The following is a 26,293-nucleotide window of genomic DNA, read 5'->3' as shown; positions in this document are numbered from 1 at the left end:
AAAGGCGCCGGGAACCGTTGTGCTGGGTTAGAATCCCAAGGCTGGCACAATAGTGCGCTACTGCAAGCTTTTACCTTTTCGGGCCTATGCAAGATAAATTCCCCCATACCGCGATTCAGTGTCTGACTGCCATCGCGCAGCATCATGGTCTGCAAATCAATCCTGAGCACATCATCGACGAAAACGCGTTGCGTGCGGAGGAGCCGACCACCGGTGCACTGCTGCGGATCGCCTCGGATATCGGCTTGAAAGCCAAGGCCGACAAGCTGACCTGGTCGCGCTTGATGGCGCAAGGCGGCGTGTTCCCGCTGATGGCCAAGCTGGACAACGGCAACATGATCATCGTGGTGGGCGTCAAGGTCGGCGAGAACGGCGCCGAAGACCAGGCCGCCGTGCTCAACCCGGCCGCCGCCAATGCGCAAGTGGTGCTGGTGGCGCGCAGCGAATTTGAAAAGCACTGGTTTGGCGATGTGATCTTCGTCAAACGTCAGCACAAGCTCACCGATCCGAATCAGCCGTTCGGCCTGCGCTGGTTTATCCCGGAAATCCTGAAACAAAAAGCCGCGTTCCGCGACATCTTCATCGCCGCGATTGCCATGCAGCTGCTGGCACTGGCCTCGCCGATCTTCTTCCAGTTGGTGATCGACAAGGTGCTGACGCACCAAAGCGTGACTACCCTGCAAGTGCTGGGCGTCGGTATCGTGATGGCGCTGATCTTCGACTCCACCTTCGGCTTCCTGCGCCAGACGCTGACGCTGGCCGCCTCCAACAAGATCGACATGCGCCTGACGCGGCGCGTGTTCGCGCACCTGCTGTCGCTGCCGATCGACTTCTTTGAAACCACCAGCGCCGGCGTGGTCACGCGCCACATGCAGCAGCTGGAAAAAATCCGCAGCTTCCTGACCGGCCGCCTGTTCATGACCGGCCTCGACCTGATCGCGCTGGTGGTGTTCATTCCTATCCTGTTCAGCTACTCGTTCAAGCTGACCCTGATCGTGCTGCTGTTTGCGGCGATGATCGGCGGCATCGTGATGGCCATGGTGCCGGCCTTCCAGCGCCGCCTCAACGCGCTGTACGCGGCCGAAGGCCAGCGCCAGGGCATGCTGGTGGAAGTGATCCACGGCATGCGCACGGTGAAAGCGCTGGCGATCGAGCCGACCCAGCGCCGCGTGTGGGATCAGCGTTCGGCCGAGGCGATTACCATGCACTTCCGCGTCGGCCAGATTTCCATGGCCGGCAACTCGGTGACCGACTTCCTCGGCAAGCTGCTGCCGGTGGTGATCATCATCGTCGGTGCGGCCGAGGTGTTTGACAGCACCTTGTCGGTCGGCGCGCTGATCGGCTTCCAGATGCTGTCCGGCCGCGTGACCCAGCCGTTGATTTCCATCGTCGGCCTGGTCAACGACTACCAGGAAACCGCGCTGTCGGTGAAGATGCTGGGCGAGGTGATGAACCGCGCGCCGGAAGGCCGTCCCGGCGGCAATGGCCTGCGCCCGGTGCTGCAAGGCGAAATCAAATTCGACAACGTGGTGTTCCGCTATCCGGGCGCGCAGAACCTGGCGCTGAACAAGGCTTCGTTCACGATCCAGGAAGGCACGGTGGTCGGCATCGTTGGCCGTTCCGGTTCCGGCAAGACCACGCTGACCAAGCTGATCCAGGGCCTGTATCCGTTGCAGGAAGGCCTGGTGCGCTTTGACGGCATCGATGCGCGCGAGATCGAACTGTCGCACCTGCGCCGCCAGATCGGCGTGGTGCTGCAAGAGAATTTCCTGTTCCGCGGCACGGTGCGCGAGAACCTGTCCGTCACCAAGCCGGACGCCACCTTTGAAGAACTGGTGGCCGCCGCGCAAGCGGCCGGCGCCGACGAATTCATCGAGCGCCTGCCGCAAGGCTACGACACGGTGCTGGAAGAAAACGCCACCAACTTGTCCGGCGGCCAGAAGCAGCGCCTGTCGATCGCGCGTACCCTGGTGTCGCGTCCACGCATTCTGATTCTGGACGAAGCCGCTTCGGCGCTGGACCCGGAATCGGAAGCCATCTTCATCAACAACCTGTCCAAGATTGCCGTGGGGCGCACGGTGGTGATGATTTCGCACCGCCTGTCCACGCTGGTCGACGCCGACCGCATCATGGTTATGCACCAGGGCTCGCTGGTTGACTCCGGCCGCCACGAAGAACTGCTCACCCGTAGCGAAACTTACCAGCACTTATGGAACCAGCAAACAAGTCACCTTTAAAACTCCTCAAGCGCGGCAAGAAGGACGAGACTGAGATCGACTTCCTGCCGGACGCCGACGCCATCGAGCGCGGCCCGCTGCCGAGAGCGGTGCGCCTGACGCTGCACACGATGCTGCTGGCCTTTGTGTGCTTTATCATCTGGGCCTGCGTGTCGCCGGTGGAGAAGATCGTGATTGCCCACGGCAAGCTGGTCAATCCGTTGCCGAATATCGTGGTGCAGCCGCTCGATACCTCCATCATCCAGAGCATCGACGTGCGCGTCGGCCAGATCGTCAAGAAAGGGCAGGTACTGGCGACGCTGGATCCGACCTTTACCGCGGCCGATGAAACCCAGCTGCGCGTGCGCCTCGACTCGCTCGACACGCAGGCGGCCGGCCTGCGCGCGGAACTGTCGGGTAAAGCTGGCGCCGTTACCGGCAAAGCTTCGAGCGATGACGCCGTGCTGCAAGCCCAGCTGTCGAGCGAGCGCAAGGCCAATTACGAAGCGCAAAAGAACAAGATGGATCAAAACATCGCGCGCCTGAAAGCTGGCCTCGAGACCAACAAGCACGACCAATCGATCCTGGCCCAGCGCGTGAAATCGCTGCGCGAAGTGGAAGCCATGCAAGAGCAACTGATGGCCGAGCAGTTCGGCGCCAAGATGCACTTGCTGGAAGCGCGCGATCGCCGCCTGGAAGTCGAGCGCGACATGGACTTGCAGCGCAATAAATCGATCGAGATGTCGCGCGAGCTGGCCTCGGCCGAATCCGAGCGCGCCGCGTTCGAGAAAAGCTGGCGTCAAAAGTCGATGGAAGACCTGCTGAACGCCACGCGCGAGCGCGACGGCATCAACGAGCAGCTGACCAAGGCCGACAAGCGCCACAAGGCGGTGCAAATGGTGGCGCCGGCTGACGGCGTGGTGCTGGAGATCGGCAAGCTGTCGGTCGGCTCGATCGTGCGCGAAGCCGAGCCGCTGTTTACCATCGTGCCGCTGGGCGCGGAACTGGAAGCGGAAGTGCAGATTGATTCCATGGATGTCGGCTTCATCAAGCCGGGTGCGGCGGTGCACCTGAAAGTGGACGCCTTCAACTTCCAGGAACACGGCATGCTGGATGGTAAAGTGCGCTTCATCAGCCAAGACTCCTTCAAGCGCGACAGTGCCGACAAGGGCGGCGGCGGTCTGGATCAGTACTACCTGAGCCGCATCCCTTACACCGGCAAGCTGCGCAAGCTGACCAAGGGCGCCCAGCTGATGCCGGGCATGACCGTGACGGCGGAAGTGGTGGTCGGCCATCGCACCGTGATGTCCTACTTGCTGTTCCCGCTGACGCGCGCGCTGGACGAATCGATCCGCGAACCATAAACGAGGAAGCTCCGTGTTCACCATCATCATCCCGACCCACGAGCGGCCGCTGCTGCTGAAGCGCACGCTCGATTCGCTGATCGCGCAGACCTGCCAGGATTTCAAGGTGGTGATCGTCTCGGACTCACCGGGCTACCTGCCGCCGTACCAGGAGCTGACCCAGCTCGACAAGCGCTTCGACTACGTGCTGCGGGCCACCGGCGTGCCGGGCCCGGCGGCGAGCCGCAACCTCGGGCTGGCGATTGCCGATTCGGAATACATCTTGTTCCTGGACGATGACGACACCTACCGCCCGGATCACCTCGCCAAGTTGAAAGCGCGGCTGCTGAAAGACAAGCCGGAGATGCTGTTCTGCGATTTCCAGATCCAGAACGAAGACCGCACCGTGTACCCGCCGACGCCGCTGCCGGGCGGCCAGAGCGTGTCGATCGCCGACGTAACCTTCGACAGCGTGTACGTGCGCAACCGCATCCCGAACAGCTGCATCGCCTACCGTAGCGACGTGCTGCAAGGCGTGCGCAACGAGACCGACCTGATCATCTACGAAGACTGGGACTTCCTGCTGGCGGCCATGCACGGCCGCTCGCTGGTGCACTACGCCACTGACGGCGTGGTCATCCACAAAAGCGCCGCGACCGCGCCGGAGAATATGCGCCGCGGCAATTCACGCGACGACAAGATTGTCGAGGTGATGCTGCAACTGTACCGCAAGCATCCCGCGCCCAACATGCAGACCCGGCTCACCCGCCAATCGCTGATGGCAAGCGCCGGCATCGTCCTCGGCCTCGAGTATTTCTAATCCCCAATTCAGGGTCAGCTCTGTCATTTGGACACGCGTGAACCTTGTTTGAGAAATATCAATATCTTCCGAAATGTTCGTGGAGTCTAAGTTCGGCGGGGGATTTGTTCGCCCCGAAAATCGAGTGTGAAATTAGCGCGAGCGTATTGATATTTCTCAAATATCGCTCGCGCGTGTCCAAATGACAGAGCTGACCCCGAATCAGGCGTAGCTGAGGTCTTTGGCCTTGTAGATGTACTCGAACTCGTCCATCTCTTTGTTGCGGCCCATGTTCCACATGGCGGGCGCGCGCGACACCAGTTCGAACTTGCTGTAGTCGATCGGGAATTCATCAGCCTTCACCGGCGGGATACGGGTGTGGTTGATGTGGTAGATGTACTTGGTCGCCAAACGGTTGAAGTGGGCGATGTAGTTGTCCACCGTATCGAGCGACATTTCCGCCAGGCTGTAGGAGTTGAAGCACAGGTCTACCGTGCCGGACGGCAGTTCGGCTATCGCGAAGTTCGGCAGCACGATGGCGTCGTACTGGCTCAGGTCGGCCGTTTTCAAATCCACTTCACCGTACAGCGCGATTTTTTTATCCGGGCAAGCGTTCAGCAGGTAGTAGGCGGTCAGCGCCATGTTTTCCGGCAGGTCGACGTCGATGTAAGTCAGATCCGGGTTGTCGCGCAGCAGGAAGTAGCCGAGGCCGCCGAAACCGCCGCCCAGTTCCAGCACGGTACGGTGCGATTTGCTACGGGTCAGGCGGCTGATCGCGGTGGCGTAGTAGTGCTGGTAGTCGACGCCGTGGCGGTAGAACTTGCCGTCGATGTAGAAGCCGTAAGGATTGCCCACTACCGGCGTTTCCAGCACGTCCAGCGGCAAGGCCTTGCCCATCGAGCTCAGCCAGATGTTGAAGCGGTGCATGATGTCTTCGACGTACTTGCCTTTGCTCTCATCGCTGATCACCGGCACGTTGAAGAAGTTGGCCGCCATGTCGATCGGCAGGCCGTGGATGCCCACGCTGCAGCTCTCGCGGAAGAAGTTGGCGTAGATGCGGCCCAGCGCCTCGGCATCGCGGCGCGCCATGACGTCCATCACTTCGCCCATGTAGCCGCTGTAGATCGGCAGCCACATGTGGCTTACCTGGTAGACCTCGGCGGCGCCTTGCTGGACTTCCTTGGATCGCTGGTACGCCTTCATCACGCGCTCGATGATGGCCGGATCGGCAGTTACGCGACGGTCGTCAAATCCGCCTTCTATCGACAAATGCATGGTACGTCCTTTCTGGTATGGATGGGACTTAACCGAACAGCTTGGCCAAGATGGCGTCGGCGTTCTCGGCAGTGAGCTCTTGGTACAAAATCTCGCGGTTGCGCAGGATGGCGTCGTCGCTCAGGCGCGAGTAGTCCACCTTGCACAGTTTGTCGATCACTTCCTGCGGGAAGCGCTGTTTGATCACGCGCGCCGGGTTGCCGCCGGCGATGCTGTATGGCGGAATATCGCGCGTCACCACGCTGCCGGCTGCAATGACGGCACCGCGGCCGATGGTCACGCCCGACAGCACCAGCGTGTCGTAGCCGATCCAGACGTCGTCTTCCAGCACGATCGGGCCCTTGGTCACCGACTCCAGCTGCACGCCGAAGTAGTGCACCAGGAAGGGGAAGCTGGAGAAGCCTTTGTACGGGTGATTCCCACCCAGCATGAATTTCACCGAGCCGGCAATCGAGCAGAAGCTGCCGATGGTCAGGCCTTCAGCCTCGCGGCCGTAGCCGATCACGTGCAGGTCGCCGTAGGTGCGGCGGCCGCAGGTCACCTTGGCCAGGTTGACCGGGCCGGCCGCCGTCATGCTGGTGCTGTTGTGCGGGTTGATGTTGCGCCAGTACTGGGCGATTTGTTCTTGCGGCGTTGGCGCAGGAGCCGGTGCCGCAGCGGCAGCCGCGGCTTTCGGCGGATGGGCGATCAGGTTTTCCACCGCGTGGTGGAAGTAATCGTCGTACAGGTAATCCTGCAGGTACGGGAAGAAGCCGGTGCGGTGGAAGTCGTTGTTATCGTCGAAGTAGCACGGGATGATGTGGCGCAGCAGGATGGCTTTCTTCTCGGCCTCGTAGACGTCCTTGTCCAGCATGCCGGTCAGCAGGTGGGCCTTGAGGATGTACAGGTAGTTCTGGCCGAATACCTCGGCAATGTTGTAGCCACCCTTGCGGCCCACGCCTTGGATCGCGAAGTACGGCTGGTACAGCACGATGGCGCGGCGGCCTTGTGCCAGGAGGCGCAGCACCACGTCGGTCTGCACCAGCTTGAGCTTGGCGTAGCGGGCGAAGTCGGGCATGGCCTCGAACTGCTCGCGCCAGATGCCGAAGCCGCCGATCCAGGTCGAGATGAAGGACACGCGGCGCACGAAGTCGTTCATGCTGGCCAGCGCTTCAATCGGATTGCCGGCGTTCATGGTGCCGTTGGTGACGAAGATGACCGGCTTCTCGGCCTCGGTCACGCGCACTACCTTGAGCAGCTCGCCCAGCGCGCCGTTCATCAGCATCAGGTTGTCGTTATGCAGCTTCATGAAGGCGCCACGGCCCATCTTCAGCACCGCTTCGAAATTAGAATCGGCCCAGATCGGCTCCGGGTGGCGGTGGTAGATTACCTTGCCCGGATAGGCTTGCACGAACGGCGCGACCAGCGCCTCGGTGTCGTCGGTAGAGCAGTTATCGGAGATCACCACCTCGGCCTCGCCCTCGGCGAACTCGGCCTGGGTGACGATGCTTTCCAGCGTGTTGCGCAGCAAGGCGCCGCGATTGAAAGTAGGGATGCAGATCGACAGCAGGATGCGCGGGTTGTCCATGCGGGGCCTTAAGCGGAGAGGGTCAGGCCCATGGCTTGGCGCAGGTAATCCTGGCTGCCGGCCACGCTGACAAAAGTATTTGGAATGGCGATGCGGCGCACGGTAGGCAGCTTATCGAGCTTGCCGGCCGAGTGCAGGTCGTGCAGGCCTTCCAGAATGGCCGAGCCGAAGCCGCCATTGGCCTGGTGTTCTTCCAGCGTGGTCAGGCGCGGATAGGCTGCGGCGATAGTGCGCAGCTGTTCAGCGTCGATCGGGCTGACGAAGGGGAAGCTGTACAGATCGCAATCGAGCTGCTGCTGCTCGATCTGGCGCGCGGCGGCACCGACCATATCGCCAGTCGCCAGCACGGCGTGCTTGGCGCCGTCGCGGCGCAGCACCGGCACGTTGCCGCCAAGAGTCAATGCCGGAGGCTCGGCGTGCAGGCGCGGTTCGCCGGCCTTGTTGAGGCGCATGTAGCACGGGCCTTTGTGATTGGCGATGAAGGCAGTCATGCTCTCCACTTCCGACGGATCGCCCGGCGCGGTCACCACCATGCCCGGAATCGTGCGCAGCATGCCCAGTTCTTCCGTGGTGTGGTGCGAGGTGCTCAGCGGGCCGTAGGCATAGCCGCCGCCGACTGCGATCACTTTCACGTTGGCATCGTGGTAAGCGACGTCGTAGCGGATTTGCTCCATGCAGCGCAGGGTCGGGAAGTTGCCGATCGAGTAGGTGAAGACGGTGTAGCCTTCCATGCTCAGGCCGGCAGCCAGGCCCATCATGTTTTGCTCGGCGATGCCGACGTTGAGGAAGCGATCCGGGAATTCCTGCGCGAACGGTTCCAGCACGGAGTAGCCGAGGTCGCCGCACAGCAGGAAGATCGAGCTATCCTTGCGCGCCAGTTGCAGCAGGGTGTTGATGAAGGTGGTTCTCATGCTTGCACCTGTAGTTGGGCCATGGCTTGTTCGTATTGATCTTTGTTAGGCGACTTGTAGTGCCACGCCAGTTGGCCTTCCATGAAGTCCACGCCCTTGCCCTTGATGGTGTGGGCGATGACGGCGCGCGGCTTGTTGGCGGTGCGGCCTTGCTTGCTCAGCGCGGCAGCCAGCGCCGCGTGGTCGTGGCCGTCCACTTCCACGGTGTCCCAGCCGAAGGCCTTGAACTTGTCGGCCAGCGGGTCGAGGTTCAGCACTTCGGCAGTGCTGCCGAAGCTCTGGATCTTGTTGTAGTCCACCACCAGGGTCAGGTTGTCGAGGCCGTGGTGCGGCGCGAACAGGATGGCTTCCCAGTTGGAGCCCTCGTCCAGTTCGCCGTCGCTGACGATGACGTAGCTGTGCCAGCTGCTGGCCTTGCGCTTGCCTGCCAGTGCAACGCCGCAAGCGACCGACAATGCGTGGCCGAGGCTGCCGGTAGACAGTTCTACGCCGGCCACCTTGTGGTTGACGTGCGAGGTCAGCAGGCTGCCGTTATCGGTGAAGGTGTCGAGATCTTCGCGCGGGAAGTAGCCGCGTTCAGCCAGCACGGCGTACAGCGCGGTGCAGGCGTGGCCTTTGCTGTAGTACAGGCGGTCACGCTCGGCCCAGCGCGGCTCGGACGGGCGCGAAGCCATCACGTCGTGGTACAGCACGGCCAGCATGTCGGCGGCCGAGAAAGCACCGCCCAGGTGCGAGGCCTTCTTGTTGTAGCACATGGTCAGCGCGGTCTGGCGAATGCGCAGGGCCAGCGCCTGGCTGGTTTCGGGAATGTTGGACATCAGAGAACTCCGGTGTGTGGTGCGGCCCAGCCGGCGGTGCGGGTGATCGCATCGGCCAGGCTGGTGTACGGGCGCAGGCCCAGTTCGCGGGCGCGCTGCACGGCAGGGACATAGTAGCTCGGCGGCGCACCGGACGGCGCGCGGGCGATCTCGACGGTCGCACGGTCGCCCAGTGCGGCGTTAACCTTGTGCGCCAGCTCGGCAATGCTGATTTCTTCATCCGAGCCGACGTTGTACGGTTTGTGGTCGCCCTGCACAAGCAAGGTCAGCAGCCAGACTGCGAGGTCGGCCGCATACAAATAGGTGCGGTATGGCGTGCCGTCGCCGCCGATGCGGATGGTGCCGCCATTGCGTGCATCACGGATGAAATTACCGATGGCGAATTGCGCATCCAACGCCATGTAAGGGCCGACGAAGGCGAAGCAGCGGGCGATGCGGGTTTGCAATTCCGGCTGGCGTTGACGCTGGCACGCGACCAGCCACTCGGCCACGCGCTTGCCTTGGCCGTAGGCGCTGTTGGGCGCGGACGGATCGGGTGCGCCGGTGTAGCTTTCGTCAACGTGGGTCAGGCCGACTGGCTGCGCGCCGTAGACCGCGCCGGAGCTGGTCAGCAGGTAGCGCTTGGCGCCGCTGCGTTCGGCCAGCTTCAGCGTTTGCGACGTGCCGTTGACGATATCGTTGTAGACCGCCAAAGGGTCGGCCGAAGGGCTGACCACGTCGGTGGCGGCGTGCAGCACGATGTCGTATTGACCTTGTACTGAAGACAGGTCGGAACTATCGCCCGCCAGCAAAGTGACGGCAGGGTGGTTGGCCAGATGCGGGGCCTTGGCGCGGAACGCGTCAGGACGGCGGCTCAGCACGGTGAGGTGCAAGCCGAGGCCCAGCTGCTCGTGGCCCCACAGCAGCGCTTCCAGCAGCCAGCAGCCGATGAAGCCGGTGCCGCCGGTGATGAACAGACGCTGGCCGCGCAGGGCTTCCCACACGGCCGGCGGCGTTTGTTCCAGCATCAGTGCTGCATCAGCAGCATCAACGCCGGGACGGTAAGCGGACGACATAGCAGCCTTAGTCAAAGTTGACGCCGAAGAACTGCTCCAGTTTGAGCACGGTGAAGTCCAGCATCTCGCGGGTCAGGCCTGGGAACACGCCGATCCAGAAGGTGTCGTTCATCACGCGGTCGGTGTTGGTCAGATCGCCGGATACGCGGTAGTTGCGGCCCTGCATATACGGCTGGCGGGTCAGGTTACCGGCGAACAGCAGGCGGGTGCCGATTTTGTGTTGATCCAGATAGGTCAGCAAGTCCACGCGCGAGACGTTGGCTTCCGGCTTCAAGGTCATCGGGAAGCCGAACCACGATGGGTCGGAATTCTCGGTGGCTTCCGGCAAGATCAGGAATTCCTCGCACGATTGCAGACGGTCTTTCAGGTAAGCGAAGTTGTCCTTACGGGCTTGAATGAAATCCGGTGCGCGGTCGATCTGCGCCAGGCCGCAAGCAGCTTGCATGTCGGTGATCTTCAGGTTGTAGCCCAGGTGGCTGTAGGTGTACTTGTGATCGTAGCCGGCCGGCAGCGTGCCGAAGCACTGGCAGAAGCGCTTGCCGCAGGTATTGTCCTTGCCCGGTGGGCAGTAGCAGTCGCGGCCCCAGTCGCGGAACGACTCGGCGATCATTTTCAGCTCGGCATTGTTGGTGAACACCGCGCCGCCTTCGCCCATGGTGATGTGGTGCGCAGGATAGAAGGACATGGTGCCGATGTCGCCAAAGGTGCCGACCATCTTGCCGTTGTAGGTAGAACCGAGCGCGTCGCAGCAGTCTTCCACCAGCCACAGATTGTATTTCTTGCAGATGGCGGTGATGACTTCCAGGTTGTACGGGTTGCCCAGGGTGTGGGCCAGCATGATGGCCTTGGTCTTCGGCGAGATCGCCGCTTCCAGCTTGGTGACGTCGATGTTGTAGGTGCCCAGTTCCACGTCCACGAATACCGGAATCGCGCCGAACTGGATGATCGGGTTGACGGTGGTTGGGAAACCGGCGGCAACGCCGATCACTTCGTCGCCCGGCTGGATCGCGCGCGGGCCCAGCTTAGGCGAGGTCAGGGCGCTGAAGGCCACCAGGTTGGCGGACGAGCCCGAGTTCACGGTGATCAGGTAATCCACGCCGATCAGCTTGGCCAGCTTGGCTTCGAACTGGTCGTTGAAGCGGCCGGTGGTCAGCCATGCATCCAGCGAAGCGTGGACCATCAATTCCATTTCCGGCGCGCCGACCACTTTGCCGGCCGGCGGAATCACGGTGACGCCCGGCTCGAAGGCTTTCGGCACGCTAGCCAGTGCGCCGTATTCGGCCACCAGCTTGATGATCTGTTCGCGGAGTTGTTCCTTGCTTTGTGCTTCACTCATGATTGCTGCCTTAGATGTCTTAGAGGTACTGGGTGTTTTGATAGGTATTAATTTGGGCCAGCGTCAGCGCGCGCATATCGTCGCCCGCCATCTGTGCCTTGTGCCATGCAACGATCATGTCGATGGTATGGCCGAGGTGCCAGCGCGGCTGCCAGTGCAGGCGGGCGCGGGCCTTGGAACAGTCGAGCTTGAGATAGTGTGCCTCATGTGGCTGCGGCGCGGAGTCCAATTCCCACGCAGCGCCGTCGCCCCAGCTTTGGCACAGGCGCTCGATGATCCATTCGACCGGGCGGGCGTCGATGTCGTGCGGGCCGAAGTTGAAGCCTTCAGCAAACGCCGGGCCGTGCTGGTACAGGTGTTCGGCCAAGGTCAGGTATCCCGACAGCGGTTCCAGCACGTGCTGCCACGGGCGGATCGCGTGCGGGCTGCGGATGCGCACCGGCTTGCCGGCGGCAATCGCGCGCACCATGTCGGGGATCAGGCGGTCTTCGGCCCAATCGCCGCCACCGATTACATTGCCGGCGCGGCCAGAGGCCAGCGCCACACCGTGCTCGGCATGTTTTTCAGGATTGAAGAAGGACGAGCGGTAGCCGGCCGTCACCAGCTCGGCGCAGGCCTTGCTGTTGCTGTATGGGTCGTAGCCGCCGAAAGGCTCGTTCTCGCGGTAGCCCCAGGCCCATTCCTTGTTCTCGTAGCACTTGTCGCTGGTGACGTTGACCACCGCCTTGATGCCGGGCGTGTTGCGCACCGCTTCAAAGAAGTTGACCAGGCCCATGACGTTGGTGGCATACGTTTCAACCGGGTTGGCGTAGGAGTAGCGCACCAGCGCTTGCGCCGCCATGTGGATGACGATCTCCGGCTTGGCGACCTGCATGGCCTTTTGCAAGGCCGCGCCGTCGCGGATGTCGCCGATGATGGAGGTCATGCCGCTGCCGACTTGCGCCACGTCGAACAAGCTCGGTTTGCTCGGCGCTTCCAGCGCGAAACCAGTGACGTGCGCGCCCAGTTGCTGCAACCACAGACTGAGCCAGCTGCCTTTGAAACCTGTATGGCCGGTCAGGAAAACCCGCTTGCCTTGCCAGAACGAAGGCGTCATGGCCAGCGTTTCCATGGCGCTTGGCCAGCGTCCCACAGGCCTTCGAGCAAGACCTTGTCGCGCAGCGTGTCCATCGGCTGCCAGAAGCCGTGGTGGTGGAAGGCGTGCATTTCGCCTTGCTGGGCCAGCGCTTCCATCGGGCCCTTTTCCCAGACGGTGCTGTCGTCGTCGATCAGGTCGATGACTTTTGGCGACAGCACGAAGTAGCCGCCGTTGACCCAGTTGCCGTCGCCTTGCGGTTTTTCCTTGAAGCTCAGGATCTTGCTGCCGTCCATATCGACCGCGCCGAAGCGGCCCGGCGGCTGCACCGCAGTCATGGTGGCCAGCTTGCCGTGCTGCTTGTGGAAGGCGATGGAAGCGCCGATGTCGATGTCGGAGACGCCGTCGCCGTAGGTGAAGCAGAACGCTTCATCCTTGGCCACGTGTTCGCGCACGCGCTTGAGGCGGCCGCCGGTCATGGTGTCAGCGCCGGTATCGATCAGGGTGACGCGCCATGGTTCGGCGTGGCGTTCGTGGACTTCCATGCTGTTCTTTTGCAAGTCGAACGTGACGTCCGACGTGTGCAGGAAGTAGTTGGCGAAAAATTCCTTGATAACGTAACCGCGATAGCCGCAGCAGATCACGAAATCGTTGATGCCGTGGCAGGAATAGCTTTTCAGGATGTGCCAGAGGATGGGCTTACCGCCGACCTCAACCATTGGCTTCGGCTTGACCGTGGTCTCTTCGCTGAGCCGTGTGCCCAGACCACCTGCCAATATGACTGCTTTCATGGGTTCCCCGTTGTGTGTGATGCGTAGGCGCAGGGCTATTATCCGCGATGCCGCAGGTATTTTAAACGAAAAGTAGAGGCTATTTAGGGGCCTTCGCCCCTTGTTTAGGGGCGTGGATTCAGAATGGCGAGAGCAGTAATTGGTAGCCTTGCTTGAGCGCTTGCTGGACGGCCTCGTTTTGTTGCGCGTCTCCTGCTGCCAGTTGGGCATGATGGCGGTGCAGCAGCGCCGATAGCGCCTCCAGCCGCGTCACCAGCAGGGCTTTGAAGCGGGTGCTGTCGGTGAGGAAGTGCTGGCGGGTGTGGGCTTCATACAACAGATACAGGCGTTCGAGCGCTGGGGCGAGCTGGTCATCCAGCGTGACCGCATCATGCCCGGTGGTCGCCGGGGCCGGATGGTATTGCGACAGCGGGTCGGACAGGTAGGCGCATTCGTGGCCGGCCAGCGCCGCCAGTGCGGTGGCGATGCCGCCCAGATGCCGGTAGCGCTTGCCTTGGTAGTGGCCGAAACTGGCGCCCAGTTGGGCGCGTCGCAGCAGCAGACCGGCCGGCTGGCACAGAGCGTCGCCGGCGGTTTCGTGGGCCAGCAGCACGTTGGCCAGCGATGCGCCGCCTACTGCGGCTTGCGGCAGCAGCGGCGCGCCGGGCAGCGGCGTGCCGTCGGCAGCCAGCGGCTGACGCCAGCAGGCCACCAGGCCGATGCCGGGGAAGTGCTGGTAGAAGTGCATCATGCGGCTGATTTTGTCAGCGTGCAGCAGGTCGCCGGCTGGAGCGACTGCGATGTATTCGCCGAGTGCCAGCGCGAGGCAGTGGTCGAGATTGTCCTCGGCATTCAGTGTCGGCGCGCGGTTGTAGCGCAGCTGCGGATGCTTGGCCAGCAGTTTGGCGAGGCGGCGCTGGCGGGTGTCGCCGCTGCCGCTGTCGCTGACGATGATTTCGCAGCGGCCGTAATGCTGGGCGAGCGCGCTGCGCACGGTTTGCTCCAGCAGCTCGGCGCTGTCGCCGTCGCCGGTGGGGATCAGGATGCTGACCAGCGGCAGGGTGGTGTCGGCGGTGTGCTCGTTGGTTGGGTCGCTTTGCAGCGTGCCGCGCGCGACTTGCAGGTACAGCTGTTCGAGGTGGCGCACCAGCGTTGGCGTGTCGAACAATGGCGTCTTGTCGCGGTTCTTGGCGAGGCGGCGGCGCAGGCGCGCCAGTTCTTGCGGCTTGGCGGCCAGGCGTACGGCCTTGTCTTCGTAAGTGCGGGCGCTGCGCATCACCAGCTCCGGCAGCCCGATGGCGTGCAGCAGGCTGCCGCCGAGACGCGCCGCGTAGCTGTTGCCGGCCAGCGTCAGCATCGGCACACCGGCCCACAGGGCGTCCGCTGCTGCTGCGCCGCCGCTGAACGGCAGCGTGTCGAGGCAGAGGTCGGCCAGTTGCAGGCGCGCAAGGTAGTCGGCTTGCACCAGGCGCGGCGCGAATACAAGGCGTTCGCTGGCGATGCCGTGACGTAGCGCGGCGATGCGCAGGTTGTCGCGCACCGGTTCGCTGTCGGCTGCCAGCCACAGCACGCTATCCGGCACGCGTTTGAGGATGCGCATCCACGATGCGAATTGCGACGGCGTCAGCTTGCGGCTGCTGTTGAAGCTGCAAAACACGAAAGCCTGCTCCGGCAGGCCGCAGCTGGCGCGGCTCGGCGCCGGGCCGATGGCGCGGCGGCGGTCGTGGATTTGTACGCAGTCCGGCAAATAAAGCGGCCGCTCGGTAAATGAGGCGTGCAGTTGCGGCGGCAGCACGAAAGCGTCGGCCAGCACGTAGTCGACGGTAGGCATGGCGCTGCTGCCGGGATGGCCGAGCCAGCTGATCTGCACCGGCGCGGCGCGCTGGGCCAGGATGCCGGGACGGCCGTCGGCGCCGAGGCCGTGCAGGTCGACCAGGATGTCGATCTCATGGGCGCGGATGGTTTGCGCCGCTTGCAGGTCGCTCATCACGGTGAGGCGGATGTGGTGATCCATCTGCGGCGCGATGCGGGTGCGCAAGCCGCTGCGGTCTTCCTCGTTCCAGCTGAAGCCGTAGATTTCAAACTGATCGCGCTGGTGCAGGCCGTACAGCTCGGCCGTTAGGCGGGCTGCGGCGTGGCTGCTGAAGTCGGAACACAGATAGCCGATGCGCAGCTTGCGGTGCAAATAGCCTTGTTCATCTGCCAGCGGCGTTGGCGCGGCGGCGCGGTTGACCGGGTGGCGCTGGGCGGCGGCCAGTTGTTCGGCTGGATCGTCGCTGATGCACAGGGTAGAAGCGGCCGAAGCGCTGTGGCCCAGATCGGCCTCAGCCAAGCCGGGCAAGGGCGCGCACACCGGCCAAGCGCATTGCTGCTGGCGCAGATTGATCCATTGGGCGGCGATGTCGGGCTGCTTGGGATCGAGCAGCAGGCTGCGCGCGCAGGCGTCCTCGGCTTCCGGGTAATGCTTGCGCAGGGCTGCCACGCGGGCCACGCTGTTGAGTGCCTGGATTTGCTGCGGGCGGCTGGCTGGATGGTCGGGATCGATCTGGGCGAGGGCGGCGCGCCATGTGGCGAGGGCGGCCTCGTGCTGGCGCAGGCGTTCTTGCAGCGTGCCGAGCGTCATGCGGGCGTCGATGAAATCGGGCTTGATGGCGAGGGCGGCGCGCAGCGACTGCTCGGCTTCTTGCTGCTCGTTGGCCTGGATTTGCAGCACGCCGAGGTTGTACCACGCGGCAAACAGCAGCGGCGATTCGGTGCAGCGCAGCCACAGGTGATACAACTCGGCGGCGCGCTCAGCCTGACCGGCGTGGCCCATTAGTCCGGCGAGGCCAATCAACTGCATGATGGGCAGGGTGCCGCGCTTTGCCAGCACAAACGCGACCTTGGCCGCTTGCGTCAGTTCGTTGGCGGCAAGGGCCCGGTTCAATTCCTGCAGTTGCGATTCATCGCTGGGGAGGCTGGCAGTCATGCTGGTATTGTCGGCTGAATCCGTCTAGGATTCAATCTTCAGAGCACGATCAGAGTAAAAAATTATGCTGGTAAAAGACATCATGAGCCGCAACGTGGTCACGGTGGGCCTGGACGACACGCTTGCCTTGGTCAAAGAGATCTTCGATCACAGCAAGTTCCACCACCTGCTGGCGATGGAGAAGGGTGAGCTGCTGGGCGTGGTCTCGGATCGCGACCTGTTCAAAGCCTTGAGCCCAAACATCGGCACCAACATCGAGACCTACAAAGATACGGCCACGCTGAACAAGCGCGTGCACCAAGTCATGTCGCGCAAGCCGAAGATCCTGCGCGAGGATGCGACGGTGGATGCAGCGATCGACCTGTTCAACGAACACGCCATCTCCTGCATCCCCATCCTGAGCGCCGACGACCGCCTGGTCGGCATCCTCAGCTGGCGCGACATCCTGCGCAGCTTGCGTAGCTGAAATTCGGGGTCAGTTCTGCCATTGGTACATGAGCTCGTGTGCGATTGGCAGAACTGACCCCGACTTTTTAGTGGCCTTCGCTGGCGTTGAACATGGTTTTGGCGTAGATCAGGCCGAGACCGTAGCCGCCGCCGTGGGCGATGGAGGTGGCGACGGTTTCGTCGTAGGTTTCGCCACGGGCCCAGTCGCGTTGCAGTTCGAGCAGGTATTGCAGCGAGGTCATCGGACGGGCGCCGGCCTGGATCATGCGCTGCACGGCGCGCTCGTGGGCTTCGTCGGAGACGTCACCGCTGGCGTCGGTGATGACGTAGACTTCAAAGCCTTGGTCCAGGGCCGACAGTGCTGGGCCTACGATGCACACCGAAGTCCACAGGCCGGCCAGCACGATTTTCTCTTTGCCGATGGCATTCACGCGCTCGGCGATGCGTGGGTCTTCCCAGGTGTTCATGGTGGTGCGGTCGATTGCCACTTCGTTCGGGAACACTTCCTTGATTTCATTGAAGATCGGGCCGGAGAACGATTTTTCTGCCACGGTGGTCAGGATGGTCGGCACCTTGAATTCTTTCGCGGATTTCGACACCAGCGCCACGTTGTTGCGCAGCTGGACCGGGTCAATCGACTTGGTAGCAAACGCCATCTGCGATTGGTGGTCGATCAGGATCAGGGCGTGGTTGCTTGGGCTCAGCAGGTTTTGGGCTGGTTTGGCGATTGCGGTAGGCATAGTGATTCTCCTTAATATTCAATAATTTCGATTTGGTGTTTGACGCTGTTTCCGTTGTTGCTGCGTCGATGGAATGAAGTATGCGCGTCCAAACCAAAAACAAAAAGCGGAAAAATTTCCGCTTTATTGTCGAAATTTTCGAATATTGAGAATTACTGCTGCACCAGCATCAGCAGGCCGACGAAGTCGAGATGGCGGCCGGCTGCACCGGGCAGGCCGGGGGCGTAGCAGTCGAAGCCGGTTTGGCCGCCGCCGGCTTCCAGCGGCACGGAGACGCCTAGCTTGCTGGCGCCGTAGTGCATCAGCAGGGAATGGCTCCACAGCAGCGGCAGCGGGATGCTCGAATAGATGAACGGCAGCGTCTCGGTGTCCGCGTGGCGCGTGACGACCCGCGTGTTGATCGACAGGCCTTCCGGCGTTTCCAGCTCCAGTTGCAGCGCGTCGTGCTGCGGGTCGGATTTGAGGAAGATCGCCAGCGGGAACATCTCGCTATGCAAATCCAGACGGCTGCCCGGCAGCATACGCAAGTAATCCAGCTGCATCAGGCGATTGCCGATGTGGCCCGGCTCCACCGGCCCGCTGGCGAACTGGCGCAGGTTCAGCGCCGGGATATACATCGCTTCGGTCTTCGCAAACGGTGACAGCGGCAGCAGGCGCGCCAGCGTCGCCGATAAAGGTTCGGCGTTGTGCGCTTTCAAGGTCAGCAGGCGTTGCGCCACCAGCGCGCCGATGATGGAGGTGGCGTGCGGCGTGTCGTAGTGGGCTGCATCGCGGTACATCCATTCTGGCGCGCGGCCGAGGAATAGCGCCGACATCCACGCGCGGATATCGATCACCGGCAGTGCCAGTTCCTGGTAGGCGCGGATCTGCGCATCGTAGATCGGGTTCGACGCCATCATCGAGAAGTGCTGGTGCTGCGCCAGCACCAGCGGCACAAACACCGCCGATGGATACAAGCGCGCTGCCGTTTTCACCAGCAGGTGGAAGCACATCAGCCACGATTCCGCACCACCGGGGCGCGGCGCAAAGTGGCCTGCATCGTTGATGCCGTATTCGTACAAGATCACATCGGCCGGCTGGCCGTTGAAGGTTTCGTGCAGGCGGCCGATGGCCGACAGCGAGGTGGTGGCGCCAACCGAAATCTGCACGATCTCCGCTTCCACATAGCCTTGCAGCGCTTGCGCAAGGCCTTGCACATAGCCGCCCTTGAGCAGCGAGTTGGAACCGCCGATGATGAGGATGCGCATATGCGTTAGGCCGGTACGGCGGTGATGATGTAGCGTTGCGCCAGCGCGTCCTGCACCGACAATTCTGGATCGCTGCCGCTCGCCACGGCCAGTTGACGCAGGATAGGCAGGAACACTTCGCGGCCCGCTTCTTCGCGGATCACCGGTGCGCCGCCAGTCAGGCGGAAGCCGGTTTGCGCCAGCAGTTCCAGCAGCGAGCCGCGCGTGAATTGACGCAGTTCGTCCTGTTGCAGCACGCCGTCGGCGCGGTAGCGGAAGTCGCCCATGTTCAAGCGCACTTGCGCGCTCCAGTGCTGGATGTTGCGCACCGAGAGCACCAGTGTGCCGTCAGCCGCCATGCTGCTGCGGATTTTTTGCAGCACCGCCCACGGATCGCGCACGCGTTCCAGCGCGCCATCCAGCACCCAGCAATTGGCCTGCGCCAGTTGGCGGTCGCGTTGCTCATCGGCCGCTTCAAAGTCCTGGCTGTAGACGAAATCGCAGTGCGCGCGCGCTTGTTCGGCGACGATGGCGTCGCGCTCGATGCCGGTGTAGTTGCAGACCGCGTTGAGCTGCTTGTAGGCCTTGGCAAACGCACCATCGCCGCAGCCCAGCTGCACCACTTTGATCGCGTCCTTCGGCACAAAGGCCAGCAGCTCGGTGTTGATCTGCGTGGCGCTCGGCTTGTCGTAGTGGTAGCCGCCGGTGCGGCGCACCGTGCCTTGCCAGTCGTGGCGGATGAAGATGCGCTGCGCCGGATTTTCGGCGAAGTCGTTGTTCACCCAAGTGACGTTGCCGAGTAAATCGCTCTTGCCGGCTTTCGCCAGCGCGATCATCGGCGGCAGCATTGGCGCACCGTGCTTGATCGGCAGCGGCCAAGCGCGCACCACGTCGATATTGGTCAGCATGCAGGCCGGGTGCAGGTAAGGCATGCTGTTCGGGCCATGCGGCTGGCCGTTTTCGTCCACCGGGCTAACGTTGCCAACGCCGTACATGCCCGGCTTCAGGTGTTCGTCCAGCGATTCCAGGAAGCCGCGCTTGAGGATTTCAACGTCGGAGTCGAGGAACAGCACGCGGCCCGACAGCGGAAGGTTTTCAATCGCCCACGCCATGCCCGGGCCGTGGTGAATGTTGTAGCCGAACGGCTTGAAGGTCACGCCCGCGTACTGCGCGCAGATCGGCGCGATTTGCGCGGCAATCTCCGGTGCCGAGCCGTCAATGATGGTGACCGGGTTGTGCGGGTAGTGCTGGCGGAAGGTCGACAGCAGTGAGGCAATCAGGTCGGGTGCGTTGTACGACACCGCGATCATCGGGATCTGGTCGATAGGATTCATATTGGCTAGGCTCACAGTAGGGGCGGAGACGCGCTTCATGGCCGCTTCCAGGTTGCGCACGAGGCGCGGGGTGTCGAACAGCGCGCAGCTCATGCGATTGGCGTTGAGCTGCTGCTTCATGGCGGCGATGCGTACCGGGTCGTTGGCCAGCGCCACGGCCTTCTCTTCGTATTCGCTAAAGCTGGTGGTGATCAGTTCCGGCAGATCAACCGCGCGCAGCAAGCTGCCTGCCATGCGCGAGGCGAAGGTCGGGCCGGAGCAAGTCAGCACCGGCAGGCCGGCCCACAGCGCATCGCTGGCGGTGGTGCCGCCGTTGAACGGGTAAGTGTCGAGGAAGAGATCGGCGATTCGGTAGCGCGCCAGATAATCGGCAGGCAGCGCGCGGGTGGCGAAGATCAGGCGTTCAGGATCGATGCCAGCTTCCCGCGCGTGCTGCTTCAGGTTGTCGCCCACCAGCGGCGTGTCGGCCACCAGCCACAAGACCGAATTCGGCACGCGGCGCAGGATGTTCATCCAGTGCGCGAACAGCTCCGGCTTGTACTTGTAGCTGTTGCTGAAGGAGCAGAACACAAACGCATCTTCCGGCAGACTGACCGAGGCGCGCGTCGGCGTATTGCCGACCAGGCGCTGGCGGTCGTTGATCTGGAAGGTGTCCGGCAGGCGCAGTGGCTTTTCGGTGAAGTCCTTCTCCATCTCGGGCGTGATCAGGAAGTCGTCGGCGATCACGTAGTCGATGCCCGGCAAGCCGGTGGTGCCGGGGAAGCCCAGCCACGTCATCTGCACGGTGGCGGGACGGTAGGCCAGGATTTGCGGACGCGCACCGGAGGTCAGGCCGTGCAGGTCGACCAGGATGTCGATTTCGTGCGAGCGGATCAGCTGCGCCGCCTGCTCATCGCTCAGCGTGTGGATCGGGATGTAGTGATCCATGCCGGCTACCACGCGCTTGCGCAGCGGCGAGCCGTCGTCGCGGCTCCAGCTGAAGGCATAGACTTCGAACTGGCTGCGGTCGTGCAGGCCATACAGTTCGGCGGTCAGGATCGATACCGCGTGCGAGCACAGGTCAGACGACAAGTAGCCGACGCGCAGGCGTGAATGGCCGTAGCCTTTGCCGTCGGTCATAGGCGGCACGTTGGCCGTCATCTTGTCACGCACGAAGCGCTGGGCGGCGGCCATTTGCAGGTCTGGATTATCGGTGAGGCTGAGCATCGCCAGTGCCGACGCGCCGTCTTCCATTTGCTGGCGGCTGATGTGATCGAGGCCGGCCCACGTCGGCCAGTGGCACTGCTTCTGGCGCAGGTGTACCCAGTGCGTCATCACGTTCACTTGCGACGGATCGACGCGCAGGCTTTGCGCCAGCATCTCTTCCGCTTCCGGGTACTGCTTCTGGATTTCCAGCAGGCGTCCGAGATTGTTCAAGGTTTGCAGATACAAGCCGCGCTGCGTGACCTTGTCGATTTTGACGGCGGGGCTGAGGATGGTGCGCCACATATCAAGCGCTTCTTGCGGCTTGCCCTGGCGCTCCAGCAGCGTGCCCAGATTCAACCGGCCTTCGATGAAGCGCGCTTGCAGCGCGATGCACTTGCGGTAGGCCGCCTCGGCGCCCGCATCGTCGTTGACGGCGGCCAGCAGCGCGCCTAGGTTGAACCATGCGGCGTAAGCCAGCGGCGAGCGCTTGGTGTGTTCAATCCAGTGGCGATACAGCTCGATGGCCTGTTGCGACTGGCCCTGTTGCGTCAGGGCGGCGGCGGCATCGAACAATTCCGGGATCGTCATGTTGCCGCGTGCGGCTTGTTTCAGCCATTGGGCGTGGGAGGAGGCGGTCATTGAGGCGGGTGGTCAGTGGTTCAGGGCGGCCGCCGCAGCGGCCGGATACGCTAGTATTTATTCCGCCGGCGCGTCCCAGCCGGCCGTTACCGAGTCTGGATAGCCGCGGCGGAAGTGGGTAGTCCACGGGTAGGCTGGACGGTCGGTGCCGTCTTTTAATTTGATCTTGACGGTGTCGCACAGGTACTTGGCCGGTGCGCCGCCGACCACGGTCGATGGCGCCACGTCCTTGCCGACCATGCTGTGCGCCGCCACCAGCGAGTGCGCGCCGACTTTCACGCCCGGCAGCACCACGGTCATGGTGGCCACGGCGGCAAAGTCGCCGATCTCGCAGCCCTGCAGCACCGAGCTAGGCGGATGCGGGTCGTTGGTCAGCACCACATACGGGAAGATCCAGACGAAGTTGCCGACCTTGGACATCTTGCCGATGTGGACGTTGGAGTGGAAACGCACGTAGTCGCCGATGGTGCAATCGCCCTGCAGGTCGCACAGCGTGCCCAGTTGCAGGTTGACGCCGGCCACAGTGCCTTCGCGCACGGTGACGCGGTGGCCGGTCATCAGGCGCTCGCCAAAGGTGGAGCCGGCGTAGAAGATCGAGTGCGAACGGATCAGCGTGTTGGCGCCGATCACCAGCGGGCGGTCGCCGGCCAGCGCGCTCGGATAGCCGATCTCGCAGTGGCTCTCGATCACGGTGTTGTCGCCGATGTCGACGTTGTCATGCACGATGCTGAACGGGCCGATCTTGACGTTGGCGCCCAGCTTGGCTTTCGGGGATACGATGGCGCTAGGATGGATCATGGTGTCTCCTTGTTGTTATGCTTATCTTGTGTGCATCAGATAACGGTGCTCAGCAGGCGCAGCAGATCCGGCAGGTACAGATTCGGCACGCGCTTGAGGGTGAAGCGGCGCGAGCCGATCACTTCTTCAAAGCGCTTGCCGCTCAGCCATTCGGCGGAGGCCACCGGGTCTACCTTGAAGTGGTGGTAAGGACGGCCCGGCGTGAACTCGGTGACCAGTTGCGCGCGGTAGGTCATCAGATCGATTTCCACCAGTATCTTGTCGCCGCGATAGCTGAGTTCCATGCGCAGCATATTGTCGATCGGCGCGTTGCAGCCGGCGATGCGGTCGTTCAGGTCGGCGATGAAGCGTCCCAGGTCGGCCGGTGCGCCATCGGCCGGCGGCGCTTTTTGCGGGCGCGCTGCAAGGAAGGCTTGGGCGACGTCGCGGTACTCTTCGATCTCGTAGTTGGCCGCCTGCGTCATTTCCAGCTCGCCGTTGGCGCCGACGCCGACGTAGTCGCCGGCCAGCATCGGCTGCACCACGTTGCCGAGGTCGGGGCGGGTGCGGCGCGCGTAGTCGGCAAACTCCACCGGCGTGCGCACGGCGAGATTGATCTCGGAGCGCATATTGCCGTCGTCGATCAACAGGTTGGCGCCGAACGGCACGGTGATCTTCGGCTGCAGGATTTCGGTGCTGTTCAGGCAGTCATCCAGGTAGACATTGACGAGGCGCGCGCTTTCGGCGGCCTTGGCGTCCAGCTCGTGCGGCTCGTATTCCATCAGGAATGGATACCAGTGGATGTAAGCGTACGGGATGCAGGCCACGTCGATCTTCGGATTGATCTCGCGGAACTTGCGCATCGAGGCCGGCTGCAAGTAGTTGTCGTTGCCGTGGTACAGGCAGAACTTGTCGTTGAAGACGATGGCCGAGGAATCGATGCCGTTGGTTTCGTGATTGACCGCGTAGAACTTCACGCCCGGCAGGATCTCGTGCACTTTTTCCGGTTCCAGCACGGTGATCTCGCGGCCGGCGCGCTGGATGTCTTCTTCAAAGCTCGGGCGGTTGCCGGAGATGATGACTTTCACGTGCGGCGGCAGCGCGCGCAGGAAGGGCAGGTCGTAGTGATCCTGGTGGATGTGCGACACCACCACCGCATCGACTTCATACCAGCGCGGATCGACGATCTGCGGCGGGTAGAACACCCATGCATCGGCATACGGCTGCGACAGCACAATCGGGTCGAACAGGATTTTTTTCCCGTCCAGTACGGCCAGCGCGGAGGCGTGGCCGAGGTAGTACATGCCGTTGGTGTAGCGGTCGTAGAAATTGCTTAGCGAAGGGATCATGGTGCGTACTCGGTGATTATTGGTTCAGGCCAGCCAGAGCGGTGCGCAGGGCGGCCACCACTTGGGCGGCTTGTTCCAGCGTCATGGTCGGGCCCATTGGCAGGCTCAGCACCTCGCGGTGGATGGCTTCGGCAATCGGGAAGTCGCCTTGCTTGTAGCCCAGTTCGGCATACGCCGGTTGCAGATGCGGCGGCACCGGGTAGTGCACGATGGTGCCGACGCCGGCCGCTGCCAGCGCTTTCGCCAGCGCGTCGCGCTGTGGGTGACGGATCACATACAAGTGCCAGACCGGATCGGCCCATTCAGGTACGACCGGCAGCACGATACCGCCCGGGCGGTCGGCCAGCTGCTCGCTGTAGAAAGCGGCGATGGCCTTGCGCTGGGTGTTGCCGGCGTCCAGCGACGGCAGCTTGACCGACAGCAGTGCTGCTTGCAGTTCGTCGAGGCGCGAGTTGTAGCCGGCGACGTCGTTGTAGTACTTCACGCGCGAACCGTAGTTGCCCAGCGTGCGGATGGCTTGCGCCAGCGTCGCATCGTTGGTGGTGACGGCGCCGCCGTCGCCCAGCGCGCCGAGGTTTTTACCTGGATAGAAGCTGAAGGCGGCGGCGTCGCCGAGCTGGCCGGCCAACTGGCCGTGGCAGCGCGCGCCGTGCGCCTGCGCCGAGTCCTCGATCACCTTGAGGCCGTGCTGGCGCGCGATGGCCATGATCGGCTGCATGTCGGCCGGCTGTCCGTACAGGTGCACCGGCATGATGGCCTTGGTGCGCGGCGTGATGGCGGCGGCAATCTTGGCCGGATCGAGGTTGTAAGTGGCTTCCACCGGCTCTACCGGGATCGGCGTGGCGCCGCAGTGGCTCACTGCCAGCCAGGTGGCGATGAAGGTGTTGCTCGGCACGATGACTTCGTCGCCGGGGCCGATGCCGTAGGCTTTCAAAATCATGAAGATGGCGTCGAGGCCGTTGGCTACGCCAATCGCGTGCTCAGCGTTGCAGTAAGCGGCAAAGCTGCGCTCGAACTGCGCCACTTCCTGCCCTTGAATGAACCAGCCCGAGTTGAGCACGCGCTTGAACGCGGCTTCCATCTCGTCGGCATGCGCGAGGTTGATGGCTTTCAGGTCGAGGAAAGGAATGCTCATGGTTTCGCCTTCTTATTTTGCTTGTGAACTGCGTCGACGAAGCCGTCGTATTCGCGGTAGTAATCGTCAGGGTCGTACAGGGTGGAGGCCAACACCAGGCACACGCCGCCCGAGGAGAAGTTTTCCACTTCGCGCCACATCATGCCCGGCACGTACAGGCCGTAGTAGGAGCGGTTCAGGTGGATGCGTTTGCGCTCGTAACCGTCATCGACAATCACGTCAAAGCTGCCGGACATGGCGATGAACAGCTGCTGCAACTCGATGTGGCCGTGACCGGCACGCGAGGAGCCGCCCGGCACGTCGTACAGGTAATAGACGCGCTTGATGTCGAACGGCACGTGGATGCCGCCTTCGATCACGGACAGGTTGCCGCGCGGGTCATGGTGTTTCGGCAGGTCGATCAGTTTGCATTGATCTATCATGGCAATATGTCCTTAGTTTTGGCTGGCCAGCACAGCGTGGTAGCGCTGCTGGGAGGTGAGCACCATCGGGAACACCTGGCCCAGGCGGGCGGCAACATCGTCCACCGTCGGCAGCATCACGAACAGTTCCTCGCGCGCGACCACGCCGGCGTCGACCGATTCGATCAGCAGGTCGATGTAGTCGGAGAAGCAGTAGCCGAAGTTGGGATTGCTGTTCGGGTTGGAGTTGGAATTCAGGCGCTGGTCGTGGCGGAAGTAGGACAGCTCTTCGTCGATGTAGAACACCTGCGCGTCACGCACGAGGTTGAAGTAGGCGGCCACGTCGGCCAGACCCAGCGCGCAGTCGTGGGTGCCGTAGCTGAACAGCTTGGTGCCAACTTGCCACAGGCGTTCGCGGCGGAACATGATGGAGCTGAATTCGCCGACGAAGTTGCGCATGCCCAGCACCATCGAGCGCTGCATGTCGCGGCCACTCATGGCGCCGCTGGCTTCGTACGGGCGGCGGGTCTCGGTGCGCTCGTTGTCGGTGTTGATCACTTGCGAGGCCGAGAACACCAGCTGCGTTTCCGGGTTCATATTCATGGCTGCCACCATGCGCTCGACGCAGAACGGGTGCAGGATATCGTCGTCGAACAGCGGCTTGATCAGGTGGCCCTTGGCGCTAAAGAAAGCGGTCAGCACGTTCTGCTCGCGCACCGCGGTGTTGCGCTGGTAGATCACGTTCTGGCTGTAGCGCTTGCAGATTTCCTTGATTTCCTCGGTCGGGCAGTTGTCGCTGACCAGGATCTCAATGTTTGGATAGGTCTGGCCGATGGCCGAACGCAGGCAAGCCTCGAAGTGCGCGGTCTTGTACGACGGGATGATGATGCTGACTAATGGCAAACTCATGAAATGTAAGACTCCTGA

The 26,293-nt window shown here is 62.7% G+C and carries 21 protein-coding genes; 4 read left to right on the top strand and 17 right to left on the bottom strand.

Features of this window, described 5'->3' with window-relative positions; all coding sequences use genetic code 11:
* The first annotated feature begins 86 nt into the window (after window positions 1-86).
* Genes GTP45_RS26875 through GTP45_RS26865 form a run of 3 tightly spaced genes read left to right on the top strand, consistent with a single transcriptional unit; the run spans window position 87 to window position 4,379 of the window.
* Entirely contained in the window at window positions 87-2,237 is a 2,151-nt protein-coding gene (locus tag GTP45_RS26875; protein WP_161016902.1) for a peptidase domain-containing ABC transporter, read from the top strand.
* The gene (locus GTP45_RS26870) at window positions 2,210-3,580 is read left to right on the top strand and encodes an HlyD family type I secretion periplasmic adaptor subunit (protein ID WP_161016901.1); all 1,371 of its coding nucleotides are present in this window, start codon (window positions 2,210-2,212) and stop codon (window positions 3,578-3,580) included. The genes GTP45_RS26875 and GTP45_RS26870 overlap by 28 nt, the downstream gene beginning before the upstream one ends.
* Before the next feature lie 13 nt (window positions 3,581-3,593).
* Window positions 3,594-4,379: a glycosyltransferase family 2 protein gene (locus tag GTP45_RS26865; RefSeq protein ID WP_161016900.1), complete on the top strand. Its 786-nt coding sequence runs from the start codon at window positions 3,594-3,596 to the stop codon at window positions 4,377-4,379.
* Window positions 4,380-4,580: 201 nt separating this feature from the next.
* Here GTP45_RS26865 and GTP45_RS26860 read toward each other — a convergent pair whose 3' ends face one another.
* From GTP45_RS26860 to GTP45_RS26820, 9 genes are all read right to left on the bottom strand, one after another.
* The gene (locus tag GTP45_RS26860) at window positions 4,581-5,633 is read right to left on the bottom strand and encodes a putative sugar O-methyltransferase (RefSeq protein ID WP_161016899.1); all 1,053 of its coding nucleotides are present in this window, start codon (window positions 5,631-5,633) and stop codon (window positions 4,581-4,583) included.
* Window positions 5,634-5,661: 28 nt separating this feature from the next.
* The gene (locus tag GTP45_RS29240) at window positions 5,662-7,200 is read right to left on the bottom strand and encodes a glycosyltransferase (protein ID WP_161016898.1); all 1,539 of its coding nucleotides are present in this window, start codon (window positions 7,198-7,200) and stop codon (window positions 5,662-5,664) included.
* Window positions 7,201-7,208: 8 nt separating this feature from the next.
* Entirely contained in the window at window positions 7,209-8,111 is a 903-nt protein-coding gene (locus tag GTP45_RS26850) for a transketolase family protein (protein ID WP_161016897.1), read from the bottom strand.
* On the bottom strand, window positions 8,108-8,929 hold the full coding sequence (locus tag GTP45_RS26845) for a transketolase (protein ID WP_161016896.1): 822 nt from the start codon (window positions 8,927-8,929) through the stop codon (window positions 8,108-8,110). The genes GTP45_RS26850 and GTP45_RS26845 overlap by 4 nt, the downstream gene beginning before the upstream one ends.
* Window positions 8,929-9,999 (bottom strand): NAD-dependent epimerase/dehydratase family protein, encoded by a 1,071-nt coding sequence (locus GTP45_RS26840; RefSeq protein ID WP_217363400.1) that lies wholly within the window; start codon window positions 9,997-9,999, stop codon window positions 8,929-8,931. The genes GTP45_RS26845 and GTP45_RS26840 overlap by 1 nt, the downstream gene beginning before the upstream one ends.
* On the bottom strand, window positions 9,992-11,320 hold the full coding sequence (gene rfbH, locus GTP45_RS26835) for a lipopolysaccharide biosynthesis protein RfbH (RefSeq protein ID WP_161016895.1): 1,329 nt from the start codon (window positions 11,318-11,320) through the stop codon (window positions 9,992-9,994). The genes GTP45_RS26840 and rfbH overlap by 8 nt, the downstream gene beginning before the upstream one ends.
* A 19-nt stretch (window positions 11,321-11,339) precedes the next feature.
* Window positions 11,340-12,431 (bottom strand): CDP-glucose 4,6-dehydratase, encoded by a 1,092-nt coding sequence (rfbG, locus tag GTP45_RS26830; protein WP_217363401.1) that lies wholly within the window; start codon window positions 12,429-12,431, stop codon window positions 11,340-11,342.
* Window positions 12,413-13,186, bottom strand: a complete 774-nt coding sequence (gene rfbF / locus GTP45_RS26825) for a glucose-1-phosphate cytidylyltransferase (protein WP_161016894.1) — start codon at window positions 13,184-13,186, stop codon at window positions 12,413-12,415. Before rfbF ends, rfbG begins: the two co-directional genes overlap by 19 nt.
* Before the next feature lie 118 nt (window positions 13,187-13,304).
* Window positions 13,305-16,133: an O-linked N-acetylglucosamine transferase family protein gene (locus GTP45_RS26820; RefSeq protein ID WP_161016893.1), complete on the bottom strand. Its 2,829-nt coding sequence runs from the start codon at window positions 16,131-16,133 to the stop codon at window positions 13,305-13,307.
* 64 nt (window positions 16,134-16,197) lie between these two features.
* Here GTP45_RS26820 and GTP45_RS26815 point away from each other — a divergent pair, with 64 nt between their 5' ends.
* Complete coding sequence (locus GTP45_RS26815) at window positions 16,198-16,599, top strand: CBS domain-containing protein (RefSeq protein ID WP_161016892.1); 402 nt, start codon at window positions 16,198-16,200, stop codon at window positions 16,597-16,599.
* Between the two features lie 67 nt (window positions 16,600-16,666).
* Here the strand turns inward: GTP45_RS26815 and GTP45_RS26810 are convergent, their stop codons facing one another.
* The 8 genes from GTP45_RS26810 to GTP45_RS26775 form a co-directional block, all read right to left on the bottom strand.
* Window positions 16,667-17,320, bottom strand: coding sequence for a hydrolase (locus tag GTP45_RS26810; protein WP_161016891.1), 654 nt, complete (start codon window positions 17,318-17,320; stop codon window positions 16,667-16,669).
* A gap of 152 nt (window positions 17,321-17,472) precedes the next feature.
* On the bottom strand, window positions 17,473-18,567 hold the full coding sequence (locus tag GTP45_RS26805) for an SGNH/GDSL hydrolase family protein (protein WP_161016890.1): 1,095 nt from the start codon (window positions 18,565-18,567) through the stop codon (window positions 17,473-17,475).
* A 5-nt stretch (window positions 18,568-18,572) separates the two neighbouring features.
* Window positions 18,573-21,704 (bottom strand): O-linked N-acetylglucosamine transferase family protein, encoded by a 3,132-nt coding sequence (locus GTP45_RS26800; protein WP_161016889.1) that lies wholly within the window; start codon window positions 21,702-21,704, stop codon window positions 18,573-18,575.
* 57 nt (window positions 21,705-21,761) lie between these two features.
* Entirely contained in the window at window positions 21,762-22,502 is a 741-nt protein-coding gene (locus tag GTP45_RS26795) for an acyl-ACP--UDP-N-acetylglucosamine O-acyltransferase family protein (RefSeq protein ID WP_161016888.1), read from the bottom strand.
* Window positions 22,503-22,537: 35 nt separating this feature from the next.
* Window positions 22,538-23,830, bottom strand: a complete 1,293-nt coding sequence (locus GTP45_RS26790; protein WP_161016887.1) for an MBL fold metallo-hydrolase — start codon at window positions 23,828-23,830, stop codon at window positions 22,538-22,540.
* A 16-nt stretch (window positions 23,831-23,846) separates the two neighbouring features.
* Window positions 23,847-24,965: a DegT/DnrJ/EryC1/StrS family aminotransferase gene (locus tag GTP45_RS26785; protein ID WP_161016886.1), complete on the bottom strand. Its 1,119-nt coding sequence runs from the start codon at window positions 24,963-24,965 to the stop codon at window positions 23,847-23,849.
* Window positions 24,962-25,387, bottom strand: a complete 426-nt coding sequence (locus GTP45_RS26780; protein ID WP_161016885.1) for a sugar 3,4-ketoisomerase — start codon at window positions 25,385-25,387, stop codon at window positions 24,962-24,964. Before GTP45_RS26780 ends, GTP45_RS26785 begins: the two co-directional genes overlap by 4 nt.
* Window positions 25,388-25,399: 12 nt before the next feature.
* Window positions 25,400-26,275 (bottom strand): glycosyltransferase, encoded by an 876-nt coding sequence (locus GTP45_RS26775; RefSeq protein WP_161016884.1) that lies wholly within the window; start codon window positions 26,273-26,275, stop codon window positions 25,400-25,402.
* Window positions 26,276-26,293: the final 18 nt, after the last annotated feature.

The organism is Duganella rivi, from assembly GCF_009857435.1.
GTDB lineage: Bacteria > Pseudomonadota > Gammaproteobacteria > Burkholderiales > Burkholderiaceae_D > Rugamonas > Rugamonas rivi.
This window is presented reverse-complemented; position numbering and strand designations above follow the sequence as displayed.

What these genes read in the sequence shown, in the direction of transcription:
- GTP45_RS26795 (WP_161016888.1), bottom strand. Translation starts at nt 22,502, where the DNA reads ATGATCCATCCTAGCGCCATCGTATCCCCGAAAGCCAAGCTGGGCGCC.
- GTP45_RS26800 (WP_161016889.1), bottom strand. Translation starts at nt 21,704, where the DNA reads ATGACCGCCTCCTCCCACGCCCAATGGCTGAAACAAGCCGCACGCGGC.
- GTP45_RS26810 (WP_161016891.1), bottom strand. Translation starts at nt 17,320, where the DNA reads ATGCCTACCGCAATCGCCAAACCAGCCCAAAACCTGCTGAGCCCAAGC.
- GTP45_RS26790 (WP_161016887.1), bottom strand. Translation starts at nt 23,830, where the DNA reads ATGATCCCTTCGCTAAGCAATTTCTACGACCGCTACACCAACGGCATG.
- GTP45_RS26875 (WP_161016902.1), top strand. Translation starts at nt 87, where the DNA reads ATGCAAGATAAATTCCCCCATACCGCGATTCAGTGTCTGACTGCCATC.
- GTP45_RS26870 (WP_161016901.1), top strand. Translation starts at nt 2,210, where the DNA reads ATGGAACCAGCAAACAAGTCACCTTTAAAACTCCTCAAGCGCGGCAAG.
- GTP45_RS26775 (WP_161016884.1), bottom strand. Translation starts at nt 26,275, where the DNA reads ATGAGTTTGCCATTAGTCAGCATCATCATCCCGTCGTACAAGACCGCG.
- GTP45_RS26845 (WP_161016896.1), bottom strand. Translation starts at nt 8,929, where the DNA reads ATGTCCAACATTCCCGAAACCAGCCAGGCGCTGGCCCTGCGCATTCGC.
- rfbH (WP_161016895.1), bottom strand. Translation starts at nt 11,320, where the DNA reads ATGAGTGAAGCACAAAGCAAGGAACAACTCCGCGAACAGATCATCAAG.
- GTP45_RS26850 (WP_161016897.1), bottom strand. Translation starts at nt 8,111, where the DNA reads ATGAGAACCACCTTCATCAACACCCTGCTGCAACTGGCGCGCAAGGAT.
- GTP45_RS26815 (WP_161016892.1), top strand. Translation starts at nt 16,198, where the DNA reads ATGCTGGTAAAAGACATCATGAGCCGCAACGTGGTCACGGTGGGCCTG.
- rfbG (WP_217363401.1), bottom strand. Translation starts at nt 12,431, where the DNA reads ATGGAAACGCTGGCCATGACGCCTTCGTTCTGGCAAGGCAAGCGGGTT.
- rfbF (WP_161016894.1), bottom strand. Translation starts at nt 13,186, where the DNA reads ATGAAAGCAGTCATATTGGCAGGTGGTCTGGGCACACGGCTCAGCGAA.
- GTP45_RS26860 (WP_161016899.1), bottom strand. Translation starts at nt 5,633, where the DNA reads ATGCATTTGTCGATAGAAGGCGGATTTGACGACCGTCGCGTAACTGCC.
- GTP45_RS26805 (WP_161016890.1), bottom strand. Translation starts at nt 18,567, where the DNA reads ATGCGCATCCTCATCATCGGCGGTTCCAACTCGCTGCTCAAGGGCGGC.
- GTP45_RS26820 (WP_161016893.1), bottom strand. Translation starts at nt 16,133, where the DNA reads ATGACTGCCAGCCTCCCCAGCGATGAATCGCAACTGCAGGAATTGAAC.
- GTP45_RS26785 (WP_161016886.1), bottom strand. Translation starts at nt 24,965, where the DNA reads ATGAGCATTCCTTTCCTCGACCTGAAAGCCATCAACCTCGCGCATGCC.
- GTP45_RS29240 (WP_161016898.1), bottom strand. Translation starts at nt 7,200, where the DNA reads ATGGACAACCCGCGCATCCTGCTGTCGATCTGCATCCCTACTTTCAAT.
- GTP45_RS26780 (WP_161016885.1), bottom strand. Translation starts at nt 25,387, where the DNA reads ATGATAGATCAATGCAAACTGATCGACCTGCCGAAACACCATGACCCG.